Consider the following 20,237-nt stretch of genomic DNA (forward strand, 5'->3'; position numbering starts at 1 on the left):
CCCCTTCCTGCACATCAACAAAAGAGTGGGACTGAAGGGGCTTGGAACATATAAGGGAGCATTTGTACACTGGCCCCTTATCCTGACTAGTCCTTAACCACGGAATCATTACCTTTTAATCTCTTCCTATAGCATCAAATAGGAGGGCTCGAGTTGACAATAACAAGGGAGTGAGAAAAAAAGTGAGTAATAGTTACCGCCATTGGTTTACAGGCTTGCTGGCCTGCATTTTCCTTTTTTCGACCGTCTTACAACCGGAACTTACACAAGGGGCGACGACCGAGCAGGTTATTCCGATTAGCGGGGACATGCAGATTATCACCAATGGCATTTATGAATTAACAGGCGAGGACAGCATCCCCAGGGAAATCCGTATTGCCGATGGGGTTACGGACGTTGTGCTGCGACAGCAGTTTAGCGACACGACGCTAACGGCGAGTATTCTCACGTACAATACTGGAATGATGAACTTGACGATTGACGGTCTGCAACTTCAATCGTTATTGTCTGGCGCCATTGATTTGCGAGGAAGCGGTGAGGTGCATTTAATTTTGAAAGGGAAAAACAGCCTCGATACATCCATCTCTACTTCTCAATATCCTCCTCCGGCAATCGGTGTGGAGGGATCCGCCAAACTGACGATCTCCGGAGATGGATCGCTATCGGCCACATCCGGTGGCGGGGCGGCAGGCATTGGCAGCGGGGCCTACAACTCAACCGGAACCATTGTCATTAATAGTGGCACGATTGTTGCAAACGACCGATCCATGATAGGCGTCGCGAATGGCGGCGCTGGCATCGGTGGCGGATACGGCAGCCATCCCGGCAAGATTACAATCAATGGTGGGACAATTCAGGCAACTGGATCCTACGGCGGCGCTGGCATTGGCGGAGGGTCTTTTGGAAACAGTGGTCCAATTACCATTAATGACGGAATGATATATGCCACTGGCAGCAGCGGTAGTGCAGGTATCGGTGGCGGTGGTGGCGGCAATAGTTCCGAGATTGACATCAATGGCGGTCAAATTAAGGCCATTGGCGGATATATAAATTATAATGGTCATTTGAGCGGAGCAGGCATCGGCGGCTCATACGGTGGCTACGGCGGTAAGATTACTATTACTGATGGATTGATTGTCGCTTCTGGCGGCGCTGGTTACTCGGCTGGTGTCGGCGGCGGCTCTATCTTTTCAAACGGTGGTTATGTTACCAATAGTGCTACAATACATCTTTTGGGCGGGATGGTCTTCAGCGCGCCTGGCTATGACGGCAATATGCTCAGCGGCGACGTAAACCCTAATGCAAAAGCGCCATTGTTGCTAACATTGACATTTATGGAGCCCGATGGCACCTCTCAGATACCGGTCAAAAACGCAGAAATTTTCGTAAAAAACATTTCTGTCCAAACCGACCAAAACGGCACTATTGGGTTTCATGTCGCAACAGGCGAATATACGCTGGCGGATTTCGAATTAAGCGGGGCAAACGGATATAGGGCAATTTCCTTGACCCCTTCTACAATCCTGGCGGATGAACAACAAGCGAATGCAGGCACCGTTCTCTGGTCCAACCGATATGCGCTCAATTGGCAATTGGAAGGCGGGACTCTGGAGCAAAGTCCAGTTACAGAAGCTGTTTACGGAACAGCCATCGTGGCAGCGTCCCCTGCTCCCGAACGCAGCGGGTTCACATTTGGCGGCTGGTATACCGATACCAGCCATGCGCAGGAAATTCTGTTTCCGTTTTCGATGCAAGAAGACATCGAGTTGTTTGCTCGTTGGACAGCCAATCCACTAAATTTGCCTAGCACTTTACTGGAAAATGGCATATATGGTGAAAGGTATAGTGCATTGATTCCAGATGCAACTGGTGGAACGGGCAACTACACATTTGTGGTCAGCGACGGCGATTTGCCGGACGGTCTAACTCTAAATGGCCGTGTAATCGAAGGTGTGGCCAAGAAAGCCGGGCAATATGTTTTTGAAGTGACTGCTACCGACACAACAACCGCAAGCACTGCAAAACAAAGCTACACAATCAACATTGAAGCAGCGATTCCTGTCTTGCAAGCTAGTGTACAAGCTGGAACGATTTATCAAGGGCAATCGCTGCTACACGCTTCGCTTAGCGGGGAATTCCAACACCCGACCACGGGTGAAGTAGTGCCTGGTACCTTAAGCTGGGTTGAACCTGCACTTGTCCCTTTGCAGGATGGAACAATACAGGAATGGGTCTTTATACCAACGGATGCTTACAACTATACGGACGTTCGAGGAACCGTGCAGGTATCATGGGTACCCATCCTCGTTCCGGGCAATAATCCTAATTCTAATTCTAATCCTGTCCTGTCCGCTAACGCCGATTTGGCTGAGCTGCTAGTACAGGCTGGGGATAACGAGTTAGTGCTAAGTCCGTCGTTTGCTCCTGAAACAACTGCCTACATGACACGCACCGATGAAGCCCAAATTAAAATTGCATGGAAGACTGTTCATCCAGCTGCGAAAGTCAGGTTGTCGGACAAACTGCTTACACACAACACTGAAATTGAACTGGCAGTTGGTGAAAATCTGGTTGTCCTAACCGCGCAAGCCGAAAACGGCACGAGCAAAACCTACAGGCTAACCATCCAGCGTGACAACGGGAATCCCGATATACCAACAGAACCTTCAAGAGGATTTTATGACATTTATGAAAATTGGGCGGAATCCGCGATTGAACGCGCAGCAAGACAAGGCCTTGTGAGCGGTTATCCAGATGGCACGTTCAAACCTGATAAACCGGTCACACGAGCCGAGTTTACCGTTCTGTTAGCCCGCGCACTGCAGTGGAAGCATGTTGGAGCCGAGCTTGCTTTTATAGACCGGGAGCAAATTGGTGCATGGGCAACCGAGGCCGTAGCGCAGGCGGTACAGCTAGGCGTTTTGAACGGATATGCTGATGGAAGTTTCCAACCAAACGCAGTCATTACCCGGGCTGAAATGGCGACTATGATCGCCCGGTCGCTCGGCTTGCAAACAACGATAGCTACTACAGCATTTACGGATGACGATGTGATCCCCACGTGGGCCAAAGGTGCGGTGGAAGCAAGTCGTCTCCAAGGCATCGTTATCGGGCGAGCCGATAATCGCTTCGAACCAAACGCTTTTGCCCATCGTGCGGAAGCAACAGTAATGATACTGCGGATGCTGGATTAAAGCAGCTTACACAATAGATAAACAGCAAGTGCTCGGTTTTCTTCGCGCACTTGCTGTTTTTTTAAAACCTATTCCGATAAAACAGACACGCACTAGAACTGAAGCAGTCCTAATTCCTTGGCCCGGGCAACGGCTTGACCTCTCCGCCTGACGTCGAGCTTGCCGAACAGGTTGGTAGCATGCGTCTTCACGGTTGTCTCGGCAATACCCAGACGAATGGCAATATCTTTATTGGACAAGCCTTCAGCCATGGCAGATAAAATCTCTTCCTCTCTTACCGTTAATGGTTCAACTAGCAATGTAGCAGGTGCATAGGCTCTGGCCGTCGGTTTAGCTTTGTCTGCTGAGCCCTCCTCTGGCTGACTGAGCATCTCCAGGTAAATCATACGAGATATTAGGAGCTCGATGATTAACTTATCCCTCTCAGTAAATACATTTGCAAGATAGCGATTTTCCAGATAGAGCAGCATATCTGGCATGCCCGGGATCGTTATAGGAGCACATAATAGGGCTTGTGGTTGGACCGAGCGGATATAATCATCCGAGGCAAACAAGCTCAGATTGGCGTCCGGGAGTATTGTCCATTCTCCGGTAGTTGCCGTATAACGTAACAGCTTTGACGGGTACGCTTGGGTGTCGGACCAGGATGGTGTAGCCATGATCCGGGGCTGAGCCTCTGACCACATCATCATCATCCCCCCGCTAGCACCTGTTTGCTGGATGGTCTGCTCCAACAGGTCCTGCAGCAGATATTCATTGCGGAACATCAGCGAAGTCTCGGCAAGCTGGGCAAGGGGAAACTGCGCCTGCTCTTGCTTGACGGTATCTGCGGGAAGCTCCAGGATGAAAGAAGCAGCCTCTTCATTGAGAGAGGGTTGTGAGTTTGATTGAGCACGGACCTCTAGCCCCTCTTCCTTGAGCCATAGCTTTAAGGAAGAGGCATGATTCTCCCAAGCCTGCGAGAACGATTGGAATAAGTCGGCATACTTCTGCTGCAGCAAGCTGACTTTAAAGTCAATCCCCCTTCTTGAGTAGGCAGCGCAAGCGTCTACAATCGCAAGCAGTTGATTTCGAGAATCGTGATGGTAACACAGAGAGAGACGTTCATGGATAATACCCTCCAGCCAATCCAACTGTTCAGAGCCAGCTAATCGGGCAGCCTCCTGATATCTCAGAACAGCTTGTGTCTGTTGGCCATGAGCCTTGCTCCATTCTGCTCGAAAGAACTCATGGACAGAGGAATGCTCGCCATACAATCCCTTCCATTGTTGAATCTGCCGCAATGCTCTTCTTAAGAGCTGAACAAAGATGCGTCGCCCTTCGTGTTGTTGTTCATAGTGACTGATCAGAATTAACCACTCGTAGATACGCTGCTTGCGAATTCGGCTATGGTCATAGATGAACTCGGTCTTTCCTGCCTCTCTCGCCCAAACACTGGCAATATCATAGCTCCCGGCAAGATAAGCAACCTCCAGTTTGCATAGGCATTCAAAATTGTCGTATTTCTCGTGCAAAGGAATAAGCTCTGGAGAGAGTCCGGTCTGAATAAAAGTAGCTGCTTTTTCAGGCTGCCTTAAAGCCTGTGTGTACTGTCTGGTAATTTGATAGATTTCCCGATTAATTGCACTGGTCACGGGTAGAAGATGCTCTTCATAGAACGAAACAAGACCCTCCATTGCCGCAGGCGTCTCCGTACTGATCAGGATCAATGAAATCCATGCAAAATTGGCAAAATGGAGATTCTCTTCCTGAATTCCCCGATACATCGCTTGCCTCATATATTCACTGCTTTGCTTGGGAGAGCGAGTCTGCAAATAAAGACTTTTCCAATAATCTGCCACTAGCTTGTTCTCCATACGCTCCAGACTCTGTAACCCAATCTGCTTAAGGTTGTCTGATCCTGGCAGACGCGACAGATGAGGCAGGAATCGCTCCAATAGCAGGGCATAGCCTCCTAGCACTACGCTGAACGGGCGATTCATTCCCTTCTTTAAGCCATGGCGAATAAAACGTGCATAAAAATGAAGCAATCCCGTTGGATTTTCTATGAGCTGTGGAATTACAGTCTCAATTGCCATGTCACACAGTCGCAGATAATCCCCTTCTTCATTTGTGGGAAGAGCTTCAATCCCATCCTTGTACCGATTAAGGGTGATCTGGGTTCGCAGAATTTCCACAAGCATCGCTGCTGGCGAGGGCCTAAATTTCATCTCCCAGCCAAGGAGGGATAAGGCTTTTTGATGGAACCTCACGGCCTTGGGATTATCATCAAAGGCATGGATTTGCATCAAGAGCTCATAAGCGTCCACTTGTTCAGATACTGAAGGATTCTCCGAGTCCTCCAGCAGAGAGTAAAGTAACTCCTTGGCTTGCTCCATCTCCCCGGTGATGTATTGTGCACGGGCCAGGGTTAACTGAGCATGATAGAGTACAGAGCGCAGCGGTGAAGCGGGATTTGCCTCGATATAATGAATGGTCAGCTTGGCGGCCTCTTTGCATTTGACAAACTCTCTACAATCTTGCCAGTACTTCATAGCCTGGTAATTGAAGCGGGCTCGCTGCTCCACCTCCTCAGAGGATAAGCCTTGCGCGAGGTTCCAATGCCTTACCACCTCTTCGGAAAAGAGAGGGGAATCCTTCTTAAGCTGCTGTCCTAGACAGCGTGCTAGTTGGTAATGCCAGACACCTTGCTGTTGAGGCTCGGAATCATAAATGTACTGCTTGACTTGCTTATAAATAAAATAATGCTTGTTATCGCGTGTCCGGGCCAGATATCCTTCTTCCTCGACCTCACTTAATAGCGCTTGAAGCTGTTCCGGAGCCTGCTGGGTTAGCGGTAGGAGCAGATGTCCATCAAAGTGAGTATGGAAGCAAGAGGCGTATTGCAGCAGTAGCCTGGCTTGCTCTGACAATAGCATGAACTCCGCATAAAATAGCTGCGGCTCAATCTCCATTTGGTTGCTTGAGAACAGTAAGTCCTCACTCCATGACCACCGCAGGTCGTCGTTAAGGATTAATGTTTGTTGCTGTACCCACTGCGTCACCTGAGAGGCAAGCATAGCAAGCTCCCCTCCCGTCTGCTCATAAAGCAATCGGGATAATGGATGTACACGTGCGGACTTCTCTCCAAGCACAGTGGACATATACTTGTATACATCCTTGTAAGAAAGTGGGGCCAGAGTGATCTGATCGTATTCCGCAGACAGAAGGTCAGGGCTCTGGCTGTGTGATTGCTCAAGGGCCCGAGTCCCGACAAGGAGAAGCACATTTTCAATAGCGTCTCCGGTTGCACCGAACTGCTGAAGCAGAAGCCGGGATCTTGAATCCCTCTGCTCCAGATTATCTATGACAATGACCAGAGGGCCTAAGCGCTGTGAAAGGATACGAATCAGATTCACAAAGGCGGCCTCCGTCTCCTGCTCGGAGAAGGTTCGCTCCAGAGAGGGAGCTTGCTGTCCCATCAACTGCCCAAGCTCCTTCTGCAGTAAAGGAATCCCGCGCCAATCGGGAAGTTGCTGTCTGATCATCTTGCATGCTTGTTCTACAGCGGCCGGTGGCTCGCTCCACAGCAACAGGAAGCAGGATTGAAGAATGCTGGCTATGGCCCCGAAGGGTAAGTCCTGATTTGTATAGGCCTGGGCTTCAATAACGGCTGCCTTTTGTCGAATCGGTTGTATAAAGTGCTGAATCAGGGTGGTCTTTCCGCTGCCTTTCGCACCTGTAATCCAGATCACTTTGCCGCGTTCAGGAGCGACCTCCTCCCAGCTTTGATGGAGTCGAGTCAGTTCCCGAGTCCATACATGTGCCGTCTGAATACGACTTATTAAATGGCCGGGATCAAGTAATCCCGGCGAGGGGAGGGGATGATCAATGCCTGGATCAAGCGTGCCTGCGTGATGGGCCTTGAGATCACGCAACAAAGAAGATGCGCTCGCGTATCGCTGCTTCATGTCTTTGGTCAATAATTTCCGAAGGATATGCTCCAGCCACAAGGGACAATCCTCACGGTAGTAGGTGATGGGCACCGGTGAGGAGGTCAAGTGAATCATCTCCCAGTTTACAGGCTCCTCAGCCGGATAAGGGAGATGTCCTGTTAATAATTCGTACAGGATGATGCCAAGCGTATACAGATCAGAGCGACCATCCGGAAGGCGATTCGCGACACCGGATTGCTCTGGAGCCCAATAGGCCGGGGCACTTATGGCTTCTTTCATAATGACGGCCTTATTCTGGCCGGACTGAATGAGAATATTCTCGGGATGAAGGTAATTCAGGTACGAGAGTTCTCGATGCTCGTATTGGAGCGTACGTGCCAGCAGTATAGCCAACTCCAAAAACGGCTTTAACTCCATGCCATTTGAAGTTATAAATTGAGATAATTTTATGCCTTTCATAGAGGACACCGCAGTTCTTTTGTAATGATGTGGGAAATTTTTTTCTTCCTAATATAATAAGGATACGTCTGGATCAAGGAAGCAGGCAAGTTAAAAATTGAACTATTCTGTACGTAAGAATAAGAATATACAAATTGCTCGTCCAAAGGTTGCTGATGCATGACATATAACAACCCGAATACTCATATGGTATTTCTAGATGAGTGGACAAGGAGCGTGCAGATGTGAACAAAGCCAAGATGACATTCCGGTTTGATGACGAAGGCCGGGAATTCAGGCCAGTTCAGAAGAAGGACCCGGGAGAGGATAAGGTAGTGCCATTTGGCAGGAGACCGCCGGTGGAACCAGAAGCCCCTCCCGCATCTCAATACCGGGCTGTAGAGACGGTAGAGGAATGGGGTGATCCGTTTACGGATTATACGGGCATGGGGTTAACCGTATTTCCAGATGGACGGGAACGAGAGCGAGAGCGTCTAGACTTGTTGCCTGAAGATGAGGAGGGATGGCGGGAGTCGCATTACTCTCGTCCTAGCCGAACCTCATGGTGGAAGGTAGCGGGCTCGCTAACGGGGGCAATTGTAACCGGAGCATTATTTGGCTTCGTGGTGTTGTCGCTATTTAATCAGGAGATGCCGCTGCCTATTCCCGGCCTGGGAACCGGAACCTCACAGACGAAAGTGAGTGAAGACGCCGTTCTTCCTGTCATGGGATTGATAGATGAAGCTGGCAAGTCAAGTGAGGACGTGATACCGCAAATCAGCGTGAATCTTCCGGAGCAAACTTACTACTTCCTGCAATATGGCGTATTTAGCTCGGCTAACGGCGTAGAGCTTGCTCAAGAGGAGCTACGGACAGCGGGAGTGGCGGCTGCCAGGGACACCGTGGATGAGAAGCGGGTATATGCCGGGGTCTCGACAGATCGTGAGCAGTCGAAGCTACTGAGCGGACAATTAAAGGCGGCAGGAGTGCATTTAATTCTGCATGAAATTGTGCTTCCGCAGGTGCTCGATGTTGAATTCTCTGGAAATCCGGACAACCTGGAGACTTTTTTGAAACATAGCAGCGAGTTAACAGCCTTGCTAAGCTCTGCATCTGCTTCCTTGCTGACAGATGCCGAGCAGAGGACGCTTGGTGCGGAGGATCAGTTGCTGCTGGAACAACAACATCAGTTATGGACAGAAAGCGTATCTGCTATTCGCGGCAAATGGGCTGAGGACCAGACTCTGCACATTAGTGAGATGGAGAAGGCCATGAATGGTGCGGTAGAGGCCATGGGAGAATACGACAAGAGTGGGGCCAAGACGCTGCTATGGGAAGTTCAAAATGAAATGATGCGTTTTATCCTGGCCGAGCAATCACTGGTTGCGAAAGGGCTTGAATAAAGGGATTGCGGGAAGAAGACAGGGGACTGGAAATCGTTTCCTCTGTCTTTTTTGTGTTTGCACCGGGGGCCGAATTAATCATATAATAGGTTAGTGTCAAAATATGGCGAGTATGAAGGCGGATAAGTTGTAACCATTCTGTCTATGAAACGTCTTTACGAAGGAGAGACCGGCATTGGAAGCAGCAAACTTGCCTCAGATTATTCTCGCATCGAGCTCGCCTCGGAGGCAAGAATTAATGGCAGCCTTAAGCCTTCCGTTTGAGGTTATGCCCAGTCATGCCGATGAATCTACTCCGGCAGATTGGTCTCCAGACCGGATGGTCAAGGAACTGGCCGCACGCAAGGCGGAGGCTGTTCGGCTCACGCTGGAACCCTCCAGACGCCATGGAGTTATTGTAGGGAGCGATACCATCGTTGTTAGGGATGGGGTTGTGCTAGGCAAGCCCCGTGCACAGACGGAAGCGGCGGACATGCTTCGCAGCTTACAAGGAAGAAGTCACACGGTATATACCGGCGTTGCCTGTATGGATGCATCCACGGGGACGTATAAGGTTGATTACCGCTCAACCACAGTCACAATGAAAGCTTTAAACGAAGCGCAGATTCAAGCCTATGCTCGTAGTGGAGAAGGCTTGGATAAGGCCGGGGCCTACGCTATACAGGGACTTGGCGCAACAATGGTTACCCATATTGAAGGTTGTTACTTCAATGTGGTGGGATTGCCTATCTCGTTGCTTGTGGATATGTTGAACGATTTTGGCATCTCCGTGTTGTAAACGACGGGTAGTGGAAGTGATAAAGCATATCCTTCCGAACTAAACATTCGGAAGCGAGGGAATATTTATGGAACAGGTTCCTTATATGCATATGTTGCGGGATCTTCCTGCAGAGGAGCGTCCACGGGAAAGAATGCTGCAATACGGCGCAGGAGCGCTTAGCCATGCTGAGTTGCTGGCAATTCTGGTTCGCACAGGTACGAGGAAGGAATCAGCGATACATATCGCACAACGCATGTTAACTGCGGCTGGAGGTCTTCGCGGTCTGGTGGATCTGAGTCTCGATGAAATGCTTCATACGAAAGGGATCGGCCCAGCCAAGGCCATACAACTCAAGGCGGGGATCGAGCTAGGTCGCCGTCTGGCCAAGACAAGGCTACCGGAGGCGGAAACCATCCGCAGTCCACAGAATGTGGCTGAACTGCTGATGGAACAATTGCGTTATTTGCAGCAAGAGCATTTTGTATGTCTTTTTCTAAATACCAAAAATCATATCATTGCTCAGGAGACGCTTTCCATCGGAAGTTTGAATGCTTCCATCGTACATCCTCGGGAGGTATTTCGTGCCGCGATTAAGTGCAGTAGTGCTTCGATTGTATGTGCACATAACCATCCAAGCGGGGATCCGACGCCTAGTCCAGAGGATATCCAGTTGACCAGACGGCTCTGCGAAGCCGGAGAAATCGTGGGAATCGATGTTCTCGATCATATTGTGATCGGAGACGGGAAGTTCGTCAGTTTGAAGGAGCAGGGCTTGATGTAATATAATAGTTCAGATACAGAAGGAAAGGAAGAAAACAGCATGTTGGGTGGCTTTACGAAAGACTTAGGAATTGATTTGGGAACAGCAAATACGTTGGTATATATTAGAGGTAAGGGCATTATCGTTCGCGAGCCTTCGGTGGTTGCGATTCATACGGACACCAAGAGCATTGTGGCTGTCGGTGAATCGGCCAAGAAGATGATCGGGAGAACTCCGGGCAATATCCGGGCGATCCGGCCGATGAAGGATGGTGTCATTGCTGATTTCGATACAACGGCAACTATGATTAAATACTTTATCAGACAGGCACAAAAGCAACGCTCGTTGTTTCAACGCCATCCGAACGTAATGGTTTGCGTTCCGTCGGGAATTACGGCAGTCGAGCAGCGTGCTGTAGAGGATGCGACCAAGCAGGCCGGGGCGCGAGAAGCTTATACCATTGAAGAGCCTTTCGCTGCAGCTATCGGGGCAGACCTTCCGGTCTGGGAGCCTACCGGAAGTATGGTAGTAGACATCGGCGGTGGTACGACAGAGGTGGCGGTGATTTCGCTGGGCGGTATCGTAACCAGTCGATCTGTTCGCGTTGCAGGTGATGAAATGGATGAAGCCATCATCCAATATATCAAGCGTCAGTACAATTTGATGATCGGGGAACGTACCTCTGAGCAACTCAAGATGGATATTGGCTCCGCACTGGCTCTGGAGCAGGTAGAGACTATGGAGATTCGTGGGCGTGACCTGGTGAGCGGGTTGCCGAAGACGATTACAATTACTTCAGACGAAATATCTGATGCTTTGAGTGATACGGTAGGGGCTATTGTGGACGCTGTGAAGGTTACTCTTGAGAAATGTCCACCCGAGCTTGCTGCAGACATTATGGATCGAGGAATTGTATTAACTGGCGGAGGAGCTTTGCTTCGCAATTTGGATAAATTGCTGGCCAGCGAAACGGGTATGCCGGTAATCGTAGCTGAGAACCCGCTTGATTGTGTGGCCATTGGTACGGGACGGGCGCTCGATAATATCCATTTATTTAAGGCGAAAAGTAGTTCCGCCCTTCGTTCCAAACGATAATTTCGCATGGAGGAAGGCACCCTGATGAATAAAGCGGCGCCGTCCTGAAAGAGCAAGCTCTTGTGGGCGGCCTATGCCGTTTTTTTTGAGTGAAATATGTAAGGTTGGAGGGTGCTAACACTGTTTAAGCTGCTTGGCAACAAAAGATTGTTTATTTTGTTGATGGGACTCATTTTATTTATTGCGGTAATGGGTTTTACCTTGGGACCAAGAACCTCCTTGTCTTGGCCTGAGAAATTTGTCAAAGACACGGTGGGTTTTGTCCAATACGTGTTCTACAAGCCCGCTAGCTTTGTAGCGGGCTTGTTTGAAGATATCGCGAACCTCAAAGCGTTGCAGGAGGAGAATGAGCAATTAAAAATTGCTCTAGCCCATTACACCCGGGATAAAGCAACCTATAACTGGATCGCTCAGGAGAATGAGAGATTAAAAGAGAAGCTTGATTTTACAGAGGTACAGAAGCAGCTGTACGACTACACCTGGAAGATTGCTCAGGTCATTAGTGTGAATGATGATCCGGTGAATCGTACCATTGTGTTAAACTTGGGAGCCAGAGAAGGCGTAAAAGAAGGGATGGCTGTTACCTCGGATAAGGGACTGGTGGGCGTGATTAGCCACGTTAGCAACTTTACGTCTACCGTCAAGCTGGTGACCTCTATGGATGCTCGCGATCCGAATTCCAACGGTATCGCCGTAACTGCTCAGGGCAAAGAAAATGATGTATTCGGGATGATTGAGACATTCGATCAGGAGCAGGACATGTTCCTGATGACGAGAATTGAAGACGCTACTCCTTTAAAAGAAGAAGATATTGTTGTTTCTTCCGGGATCGGTGGCGTATTCCCGCGTGGTATGGTTATCGGCAAGGTGAAGAGCATTCAAGTTGGCGAATATGGTCTTACTTATACTGCTACGGTAGAACCTGCCGCAAACTTCACCGACTGGAAGGAATTGTTTATTGTGTTTCAGCCGGAAGGTGAAGAAGAGTGAGTAAGCGTAAAATAATTCTGTTGCTGCTCGTTTTTGTCTTGTTTATTCTGGAGGGCACCCTTATTCCTTGGCTGGTACCGGGAGCATGGCAAACCCGTATTACTCCGCATCTTGTTTATGTAATCATTTTGTATTTCTCCGTTTATGAACACCGACATACGGGACTTGTCTTGGGCCTGACATTTGGCATCCTTCATGATATCGTATTCTATGGAGCCTTGATTGGAACTTATTCTTTTGCCATGGGCTTGTCCGGCTACTTGCTGGGATTGTTATCCCGCTCACAGCGTGCGCCGCTTCCCTTGATGATGATCATCGTTCTGCTCGGAAGTCTGTTGCTGGATTCCATTCTGTTTGGTACCTATTCGCTATTTGAATTGACTCACCAGCCGTACACCTGGGCTTTAACAAATCACATTATTCCTAATGTATTTGTGCAGTTTATTTTTGCGCTGGCTATTTATGTGCCGCTACGACGGCAGTTGGAAATCATCACCCGTAGACGGTCTCCCGATGAGGCGGCTTGACAAACCGTGCAGTTTTCCTTGTCGCAAGCAGGAACTTTCCCGCTCTGGAACGAATTGATTAGGAGGGAGGGACAGGCTAATGACAGTGAAATCCAACCACGTGACGATCAAAGGCATTAAGGATGGCCTGGTTTTCCTGCTGGACGATCAATGTGAATTCTCAAGTCTGCTGGAAGAACTTAAATATAAATTGGAGTTTAGTCATCAAAATATTTTGACCGGTCCAATCATTCATATCGATGTGAAGCTGGGCATGCGTATCGTCACCGAAGACCAGAAAGACATGATACTTGATATATTGAAGCAAAAGGGCAATCTGCTGGTCCGTTCCTTTGAGATGCCGGAGATTGTCCAAGATAGTTCGGCAAATGGGATGACAACCATTGCGGGAATTGTCCGTTCGGGTCAGGTGCTGCATCATGAAGGTCATCTATTGTTCGTCGGAGACGTCAACCCCGGCGGGTTGATTCGTTCTACGGGCGATATTTTAATCTTAGGTGCGCTTAGGGGAATGGCGCATGCAGGGCTTGAAGGCGATGATAAATCAATTATCGCGGCATCATATCTATCCCCAACTCAGTTGCGAATCGCGGAGACGATTAGCCGGCCTCCGGATGAATGGGAGAACCGGGAGACGAGCATGGAGTTTGCTTATTTACAGGACGGGAAGATGCAGATTGACAAGATTACGAACGTAACCCGGGTCAGACCGGATTTCAATGTGTTTAGAGGGGTGTGAATCATGGGAGAAGCTATCGTAATAACGTCTGGCAAAGGCGGCGTCGGCAAGACGACGACCTCGGCTAACATCGGTACAGCATTGGCGCTGCTCGGGAAGAAAGTTTGCTTGGTAGACACGGATATTGGCCTGCGTAACTTGGATGTGGTCATGGGGCTGGAGAATCGTATCATTTATGATCTGATTGATGTTGCCGAAGGCCGTTGCCGCCTGAATCAGGCTCTGGTGAAGGACAAGCGGTTTGAAGAGCTTTATATGTTGCCAGCGGCGCAAACGAAAGACAAAAATTCAATTACGCCTGAGCAGGTAAAGGATATTATTCTGGAATTAAAGAAAGAATTCGAATATGTCATTATCGACTGTCCGGCAGGGATTGAGCAGGGCTTCAAAAATGCCATTTCCGGAGCTGACCGGGCTATTGTGGTGACGACCCCGGAACATGCGGCTGTTCGTGATGCTGACCGGATCATCGGTTTGCTGGAAAGCTCGCATATTGATTCGCCCAAGCTGGTGGTCAATCGGATCAAGATTAATATGATGAAATCCGGAGATATGCTGGATATTGAGGGCATCTTACAAGTTCTCAACATCGATTTGATCGGTATTGTACCCGACGATGAGAAGGTCATTAAGGCCGCAAATACCGGAGAACCTACGGTGATGAACCCGGATTCACCCGCTGCGATCGCTTACCGTAACATTGCAAGACGAATTTTAGGTGATACGGTGCCTCTGATGCTCATGGATCAGAAGAAGAGCGTGTTCACGCGCTTTAAGAAGCTTTTTGGAATGGGTGGATAATCGTTGCTGTTCAAGCTCAAAAAACTGGACTGGCTGATGGTGAGCATCCTGGGGCTGTTTATGCTCTTCAGTACCTTGCTGGTGCGCAGCGCCATCGCTCCTTACGAATCGGAATTTCATAACTACGATATCAAGACGCTTCTGTTCTATGTCCTGGGGTTTATCGTTGTCTTTAGCGTAGCATTGGTCGACTACCGCACCTTGCTGCGCTTTAGTTGGTATTTCTACGGTGCCGGTTGTGTGTTGCTGGTGCTGGTCTACCTGTTTGCTCCGGAAATAAATGGCGCCCGCAGTTGGTTTCGCATCGGTGGGCTGCAATTTCAACCTGCCGAGTTGGTTAAGGTGATTCTTATTGTGACTACGGCCTACCTTCTGGGCAAAAAACAAGGAAAGCCCCTGCAATTTCGCCGCGATATCATACCCATTACCTTGGTGACGCTGCTCCCTTTCTTTCTCGTTCTGATTCAACCTGATTTGGGGAATGCCATTATCTATCTTGTGGTTCTAGTGGGTATGCTCTGGATCGGCAATGCAAGGTACAGTCATGTTCTGATTGCCTTGACGGCGGCGGTAGCTGCTTTGATTTTGGCGGTGACGTTGTTCAATGCCTACAACACGGAGATTCAGGACTATCTTACCAAGCATCAAAAGCTACACTGGTATCAACGGATTAACACCTTTATTAATCCGGACCAGGCCTCTAGCGATGACAAACATCAGTCGAACTATGCGAAGATAGCGATTGGCTCAGGTGGACTGCTTGGCGATGGCTACATGAAGGGTGAACTGAAAAATAAGAAGTTTATTCCTTACCCTTACTCTGACTCCATTTTCGTCGTGATTGGCGAAGAGTTTGGGTTTGTTGGTTCTTCACTGCTGTTGCTGCTTTATTTTCTATTTATCTACCGAATGATTCTGATTGCCCTGCATTGCATAGATAAACGAGGGGCTTATGTAATCATTGGCATTGTAGCCATGTTTCTGTTTCAGATCTTCGAAAATGTGGGGATGATGATTGGCCTCATGCCGATTACAGGTATAACACTACCGTTCATCAGCTACGGTGGGACCTCTCTGCTAATTAATATGTTATGTATTGGGCTGGTGTTCAGTATTAAGCTGCATCAGGAAAAATATAAGGTGAATTAAACGGGACCGATGCATAGGCATCGGTTTTTTTGCGCTGTTTGGGCATTGGCTTGACCTGGCTTGTTCATAATCCAATCCGGTAGCTCATAAGTATAAGTACAGGCCCCGTTTGACGGGACACGCTGTGGCGAAGCGACCGGAGGGATTAGTGATGGATGTTAAAACCAATGTAAGGAAGCGAAGAGAGCAGCGAATTCGCGAGTTAACGATGCAAGGACAAGTGAAGTTGCCGTCCCCCCAGCAGGGCAAGATTTCGGATAGATCCACAGCCTCCTATTTTGAACGACTGGGTGCTACAGAATCGGGGGAGGGCATAGAGCGTGATCCGGAGCTGTTATGGAAGCAGGGACAGGGCCGTTGGCAGGCTCCCTATGCTGGCGCGTATGGTGATCGAGCGGACTTGGGACCGGATGGGTCTGGTCCCAAATCTTCTATTTGGAGCGCACTGTTCGCCCGTTTGATGATCAGCGCTATGTTGTTTGCCGGCTTCTGGGGAATGCATCATTATGAGCCTTCATGGGCGACACCCATTCGTGTCTTTGTTGCGCAGTCGCTTACAGAAGAGATGGATTTCAAGGCCATAGAGACATGGTACACAAGTCATTTCGGCGGAGCCCCGTCGTTTATTCCTATATTCGAAACTCATGAAGAGGATAGCCTTAAGGTAGGGGCACAGAGCGGGTTCACCCCTCCGCTAGAGGGCAGTCTGGCTGGGCCGTTTGCCCTCAGCTTGAAGGGGGTAGAGATTGTTCCCGACACAGTGCGTAGCGCAGGAGCGGTCCAAGTCAGAAGCATTGAAACGGGGAGAGTGCTGGCTGTGGCGAACGATGCCTTGACCGGACTAACGGTCACCGTTCAGCATGCTGGCGGATACGTATCTATCTATGGGCGTCTGGACCATATTTCTGTGGACAAAGGGGATTGGCTGGAAGGTGGGGATGTGCTGGGCGCTTTGCCGCAATTTGTCCAATCTCCACGGCCAACGCTCTATTTTGCGCTCAAAAAAGAGGATCGCTATATCGACCCGGCGGATGTGGTGCCGCTTGATTAGATGCGGCGGCATGAAGTTGTCCTTCCATCCCTTCTTTGTCATATTGATGATGACTTCGGTGCTAACAGGTCATTTTCTTGAACTACTGGCCTTGTTCAGTATCGTCTTTATTCATGAAATGGGGCATGTCCTGGCGGCACGCCTCTTCGGCATCAAGGTCTTGTCTGTTGAACTTCTTCCCTTCGGCGGAGTAGCTGTTATGGAAGAAGCAGGTGATATTACAGCGGTACGGGAAATCATCGTGGCCTTGGCGGGCCCATTACAAAACATCTTGTTGGTTGCCGCCTCCCTGCTGCTTCATGCTGTCGGATGGTGGGACGGGCCCTTCCTAAGTTATTTTATCACCAGCAATTTACTTATCGCTTTGTTCAATTTGTTGCCTATTTTGCCTCTGGACGGAGGAAAGGTCTGCCAGGCCTTGTGCAGCATGATCTTGCCTTACCATGCCACCTTGATTTGGTCATACCGAATTAGCCTGGTGTTCAGTATACTGGTCGTTGTTTATTCCGTGCTTCCTCTTTTATTTGAAGCCGGGGGAATACAGCTTAATTTGCTATTGATTGGCCTGTTTCTGCTCTATTCCAATATCGTAGATTACCGGAATATTCCTTACCGTTTTTTGCGATTCCTGATGAATCGGGACCAGCGCTTTGCCAGGCATCTGCTGACCGGGACTTTAGCCCAACCGATTGTCGCTGAGAGAACGCAACCTTTGGACCATATTTTACGTTTGTTTAGAAGGGAAAAGTATCACTTTATCTATGTGATGAACCCACGGGGACATATCGTTGCGGTCGTCCCGGAACAGAGAGTGATTTCCTCTTTCTTACAGGGAGGTTCGGGTGCTTGAAGCAAGAAAGTCATGTTATAATATAACGGATATGTTGTTCGCCGCACTTCCAAAGATGACGAACGTATGAAGGGTGAGATCATGAAAAGGATGATTGTTCACTGCGAGCCCGGCTCTACCGAGATGGCGCTTCTGGAAGACGGCAAACTGGTGGAGTATGCGGTGGAGCGTTCTCAGCATAGAGGCCTGGTTGGCAGCTTTATGAAGGGCAAAGTAGTTAATGTGATTCCTGGCATGCAGGCAGCATTTGTTGATATCGGATTGAAGAAAAACGCATTTCTTTATATTGATGATGTAATGCATCCCCATCTGGAGAAGCAGCCCAAACCCAAGCCCTCGATTGCAGAACTGCTCAGGCCCGGACAAGAGCTGGTGGTTCAGGTTGTCAAAGAGGCCATAGGGAACAAGGGGGCAAGGGTGACGACCCATTACTCACTCCCCGGACGTTGGATTGTGTATATGCCGACCTCGGGTTATGTGGCGGTATCCAAGAAAATCAGCCGTGAAGCGGAGAAGCAACGCTTGCGCTCGATTGGTGAGGAACTGCGGACTGAAGAGGAAGGGTTGATCCTGCGTACGGTTGCGGAGGAGGAAGACGTTAAATCCATTGCGGAGGATTTGTTACTGCTACGCAATCAGTGGGCCTCCATTTTGGACAAGGCTGAGCAGCTTACTGCTCCCGTCACGCTGCATCATGATCTCAGTATGATTCAGCGTCTGATGCGCGATGCTTATAGTCCGGAGACGGATGAACTGATTATGGATAGCCCGGAGCAGGCGGAGGAAGCCTTGACCTTCTTGCAGGGGATGCTGCCCGGAGAATCGCCTGACATTATTATTTATGAGGGCGAAGCTTCGGTATTTGAACATTATGATGTCAAGCCGCAGCTAGAGAGGGATTTCCAACGGAAGATATGGTTGCCGGGAGGAGGCTACCTTGTCTGGGATACGACGGAGGCTCTGACGGTTATTGATGTGAACACTGGAAAATTTACGGGTGGTTCCAGTTTGGAGGATACCGTGTTCCAGACAAATCTGGAGGCCGCGGAGGAAATGGCCCGGCTGATTCGGCTACGGGACACCGGCGGAATTATTATTGCGGACTTTATTGACATGGACACCGACACTCACCGTACGGCTGTATGCGAACGACTGGAGCAAGCCATGTATAGCGATCGTACCCAGCACCATATCCTCGGTTGGACAAGACTTGGCTTGCTGGAGATGACGCGCAAGCGTATGCGTGAGGAGACTACAATTACTGGTTGATTTTCTGAGTGCTCCGTGATAGTATATTAAGGTATGTGTCATGCGTTAGCTTGTGCACATGCTGTAACCGCTCCGATCGGGTTGACAAGTCCGCTGAACTTTAGGGTTCTTACGGCACCTGAATCAGGCGAGTCTGAGACATGAGGAGGTGCAAGCAAATGTACGCAATCATTGAAACTGGCGGTAAGCAATACCGTGTTCAAGAAGGCGATGTACTCTACATCGAGAAATTGAACGCAGAAGACGGCACTAGCGTGACGTTCGACCGTGTATTGGCAGTATCCAAAGGCGAAGGTTTGGTAACGGGAGCTCCATTGGTATCCGGCGCAAGTGTAACGGCGAAAGTCGAAAAACACGGCAAAGGCCAAAAGGTCGTCGTTTACAAATACAAGCCGAAGAAGAACTACCACAAAAAACAAGGTCATCGTCAACCTTACACAAAAGTAACCATCGAGAAAATCCAAGCGTAAGAAGGTGCGGTAATTTGATTATCGTTTCCATATTGCGCCTTGCAGATAACAGCATTTCAGGTTTCAAGGTTGAAGGTCATGCGGGCTATGCCAAAGCTGGTAAGGACATTGTGTGCGCTGGCGTATCGGCGGTTACCGTAGGTACGGTTAACTCGGTTGAGACGTTGACGGGAATCGTGATGGACTCCAGCATGAAGAACGGCTTTCTAAGTGCGAGTCTTCCGCAGGATACAGAGCTTGAAGCCAGAGAACAAGCGCAATTGCTGCTTGCTTCACTTGTTGTTATGCTGAAGGGTATTCAAGAAACATACGGTAAGTATATTCAGATACAGGAATTAAATATTTGAAGAAGGAGGTAGACTATAATGTTGAAATTGGATCTCCAGTTATTTGCATCCAAGAAGGGTGTAGGTTCCACAAAGAACGGACGTGACAGCATCGCGAAACGCCTTGGCGTGAAACGTGCTGACGGTCAAACGGTTACAGGCGGAAGCATCCTTGTTCGTCAACGTGGTACGAAGATTCATCCAGGTACGAACGTAGGTATCGGTTCGGATGACACGTTGTTCGCGAAAGTTGACGGCGTTGTGAAATTCGAGCGTTGGGGTCGCGATCGCAAAAAAGTGAGCGTCTACCCTGTGGAAGTCGCTCCAGTAGCGGCTGCAGTCGAAGCTTAAGAGCTTATACGAAAGCCCTGGCACTTTTGGTGCCGGGGCTTTCTTTTTTTGAATGACGAGAGCGATATTCGGACAGGTTTATGCTATACTTGGTAGTGATATCGGGGTCAATAACCTGATCAATTTGTT

The 20,237-nt window shown here is 49.3% G+C and carries 17 protein-coding genes and 1 other annotated feature; of the genes, 16 read left to right on the plus strand and 1 reads right to left on the minus strand.

Features of this window, described 5'->3' with window-relative positions:
• The first annotated feature begins 182 nt into the window (after nucleotides 1-182).
• Nucleotides 183-3,194 carry an S-layer homology domain-containing protein gene (locus tag AC1VOR_RS17915; RefSeq protein WP_482619771.1) on the plus strand — a complete coding sequence of 1,004 codons (3,012 nt, stop codon included), beginning with the start codon at nucleotides 183-185 and terminating at the stop codon, nucleotides 3,192-3,194.
• A 92-nt stretch (nucleotides 3,195-3,286) separates the two neighbouring features.
• Here the strand turns inward: AC1VOR_RS17915 and AC1VOR_RS17920 are convergent, their stop codons facing one another.
• Nucleotides 3,287-7,528 carry a helix-turn-helix transcriptional regulator gene (locus AC1VOR_RS17920; protein WP_482619773.1) on the minus strand — a complete coding sequence of 1,414 codons (4,242 nt, stop codon included), beginning with the start codon at nucleotides 7,526-7,528 and terminating at the stop codon, nucleotides 3,287-3,289.
• 284 nt (nucleotides 7,529-7,812) lie between these two features.
• Between AC1VOR_RS17920 and AC1VOR_RS17925 the strand changes: the two genes are divergently transcribed.
• The 15 genes from AC1VOR_RS17925 (at nucleotide 7,813) to rpmA (ending at nucleotide 20,108) form a co-directional block, all read left to right on the plus strand.
• Nucleotides 7,813-8,970, plus strand: coding sequence for an SPOR domain-containing protein (locus tag AC1VOR_RS17925; protein WP_482619774.1), 1,158 nt, complete (start codon nucleotides 7,813-7,815; stop codon nucleotides 8,968-8,970).
• Nucleotides 8,971-9,145: 175 nt separating this feature from the next.
• Nucleotides 9,146-9,748, plus strand: a complete 603-nt coding sequence (locus tag AC1VOR_RS17930; RefSeq protein ID WP_482619775.1) for a Maf family protein — start codon at nucleotides 9,146-9,148, stop codon at nucleotides 9,746-9,748.
• Between the two features lie 67 nt (nucleotides 9,749-9,815).
• Nucleotides 9,816-10,511 carry a RadC family protein gene (radC, locus tag AC1VOR_RS17935; RefSeq protein WP_482619777.1) on the plus strand — a complete coding sequence of 232 codons (696 nt, stop codon included), beginning with the start codon at nucleotides 9,816-9,818 and terminating at the stop codon, nucleotides 10,509-10,511.
• Between the two features lie 39 nt (nucleotides 10,512-10,550).
• Nucleotides 10,551-11,585 (plus strand): rod shape-determining protein, encoded by a 1,035-nt coding sequence (locus AC1VOR_RS17940; protein ID WP_059049648.1) that lies wholly within the window; start codon nucleotides 10,551-10,553, stop codon nucleotides 11,583-11,585.
• A 111-nt stretch (nucleotides 11,586-11,696) separates the two neighbouring features.
• Nucleotides 11,697-12,575: a rod shape-determining protein MreC gene (gene mreC / locus AC1VOR_RS17945; protein ID WP_482619779.1), complete on the plus strand. Its 879-nt coding sequence runs from the start codon at nucleotides 11,697-11,699 to the stop codon at nucleotides 12,573-12,575.
• Nucleotides 12,572-13,102, plus strand: a complete 531-nt coding sequence (gene mreD, locus AC1VOR_RS17950; protein WP_482619780.1) for a rod shape-determining protein MreD — start codon at nucleotides 12,572-12,574, stop codon at nucleotides 13,100-13,102. Before mreC ends, mreD begins: the two co-directional genes overlap by 4 nt.
• A gap of 79 nt (nucleotides 13,103-13,181) precedes the next feature.
• Complete coding sequence (gene minC / locus AC1VOR_RS17955) at nucleotides 13,182-13,841, plus strand: septum site-determining protein MinC (protein WP_482619782.1); 660 nt, start codon at nucleotides 13,182-13,184, stop codon at nucleotides 13,839-13,841.
• 3 nt (nucleotides 13,842-13,844) lie between these two features.
• A complete protein-coding gene (gene minD, locus AC1VOR_RS17960) occupies nucleotides 13,845-14,642 on the plus strand; it encodes a septum site-determining protein MinD (protein WP_482619784.1) in 798 nt (265 codons plus the stop codon).
• A gap of 3 nt (nucleotides 14,643-14,645) precedes the next feature.
• Complete coding sequence (locus AC1VOR_RS17965) at nucleotides 14,646-15,791, plus strand: FtsW/RodA/SpoVE family cell cycle protein (RefSeq protein WP_482619785.1); 1,146 nt, start codon at nucleotides 14,646-14,648, stop codon at nucleotides 15,789-15,791.
• Nucleotides 15,792-15,942: 151 nt separating this feature from the next.
• Entirely contained in the window at nucleotides 15,943-16,842 is a 900-nt protein-coding gene (locus AC1VOR_RS17970) for a peptidoglycan DD-metalloendopeptidase family protein (RefSeq protein WP_482619787.1), read from the plus strand.
• Nucleotides 16,835-17,692, plus strand: coding sequence for a M50 family metallopeptidase (locus tag AC1VOR_RS17975; protein WP_482619789.1), 858 nt, complete (start codon nucleotides 16,835-16,837; stop codon nucleotides 17,690-17,692). Before AC1VOR_RS17970 ends, AC1VOR_RS17975 begins: the two co-directional genes overlap by 8 nt.
• An 81-nt stretch (nucleotides 17,693-17,773) precedes the next feature.
• Nucleotides 17,774-18,961 (plus strand): Rne/Rng family ribonuclease, encoded by a 1,188-nt coding sequence (locus AC1VOR_RS17980; RefSeq protein ID WP_482619791.1) that lies wholly within the window; start codon nucleotides 17,774-17,776, stop codon nucleotides 18,959-18,961.
• A gap of 55 nt (nucleotides 18,962-19,016) precedes the next feature.
• Nucleotides 19,017-19,106, plus strand: a sequence feature (ribosomal protein L21 leader region).
• A gap of 13 nt (nucleotides 19,107-19,119) precedes the next feature.
• Entirely contained in the window at nucleotides 19,120-19,431 is a 312-nt protein-coding gene (gene rplU / locus AC1VOR_RS17985) for a 50S ribosomal protein L21 (protein ID WP_482619792.1), read from the plus strand.
• 14 nt (nucleotides 19,432-19,445) lie between these two features.
• Nucleotides 19,446-19,778, plus strand: a complete 333-nt coding sequence (locus AC1VOR_RS17990; protein WP_482619793.1) for a ribosomal-processing cysteine protease Prp — start codon at nucleotides 19,446-19,448, stop codon at nucleotides 19,776-19,778.
• 18 nt (nucleotides 19,779-19,796) lie between these two features.
• Nucleotides 19,797-20,108 carry a 50S ribosomal protein L27 gene (gene rpmA, locus AC1VOR_RS17995; RefSeq protein WP_059049657.1) on the plus strand — a complete coding sequence of 104 codons (312 nt, stop codon included), beginning with the start codon at nucleotides 19,797-19,799 and terminating at the stop codon, nucleotides 20,106-20,108.
• Nucleotides 20,109-20,237: the final 129 nt, after the last annotated feature.

The sequence above is a fragment of the Paenibacillus sp. 1SOY10 genome (assembly GCF_056836745.1).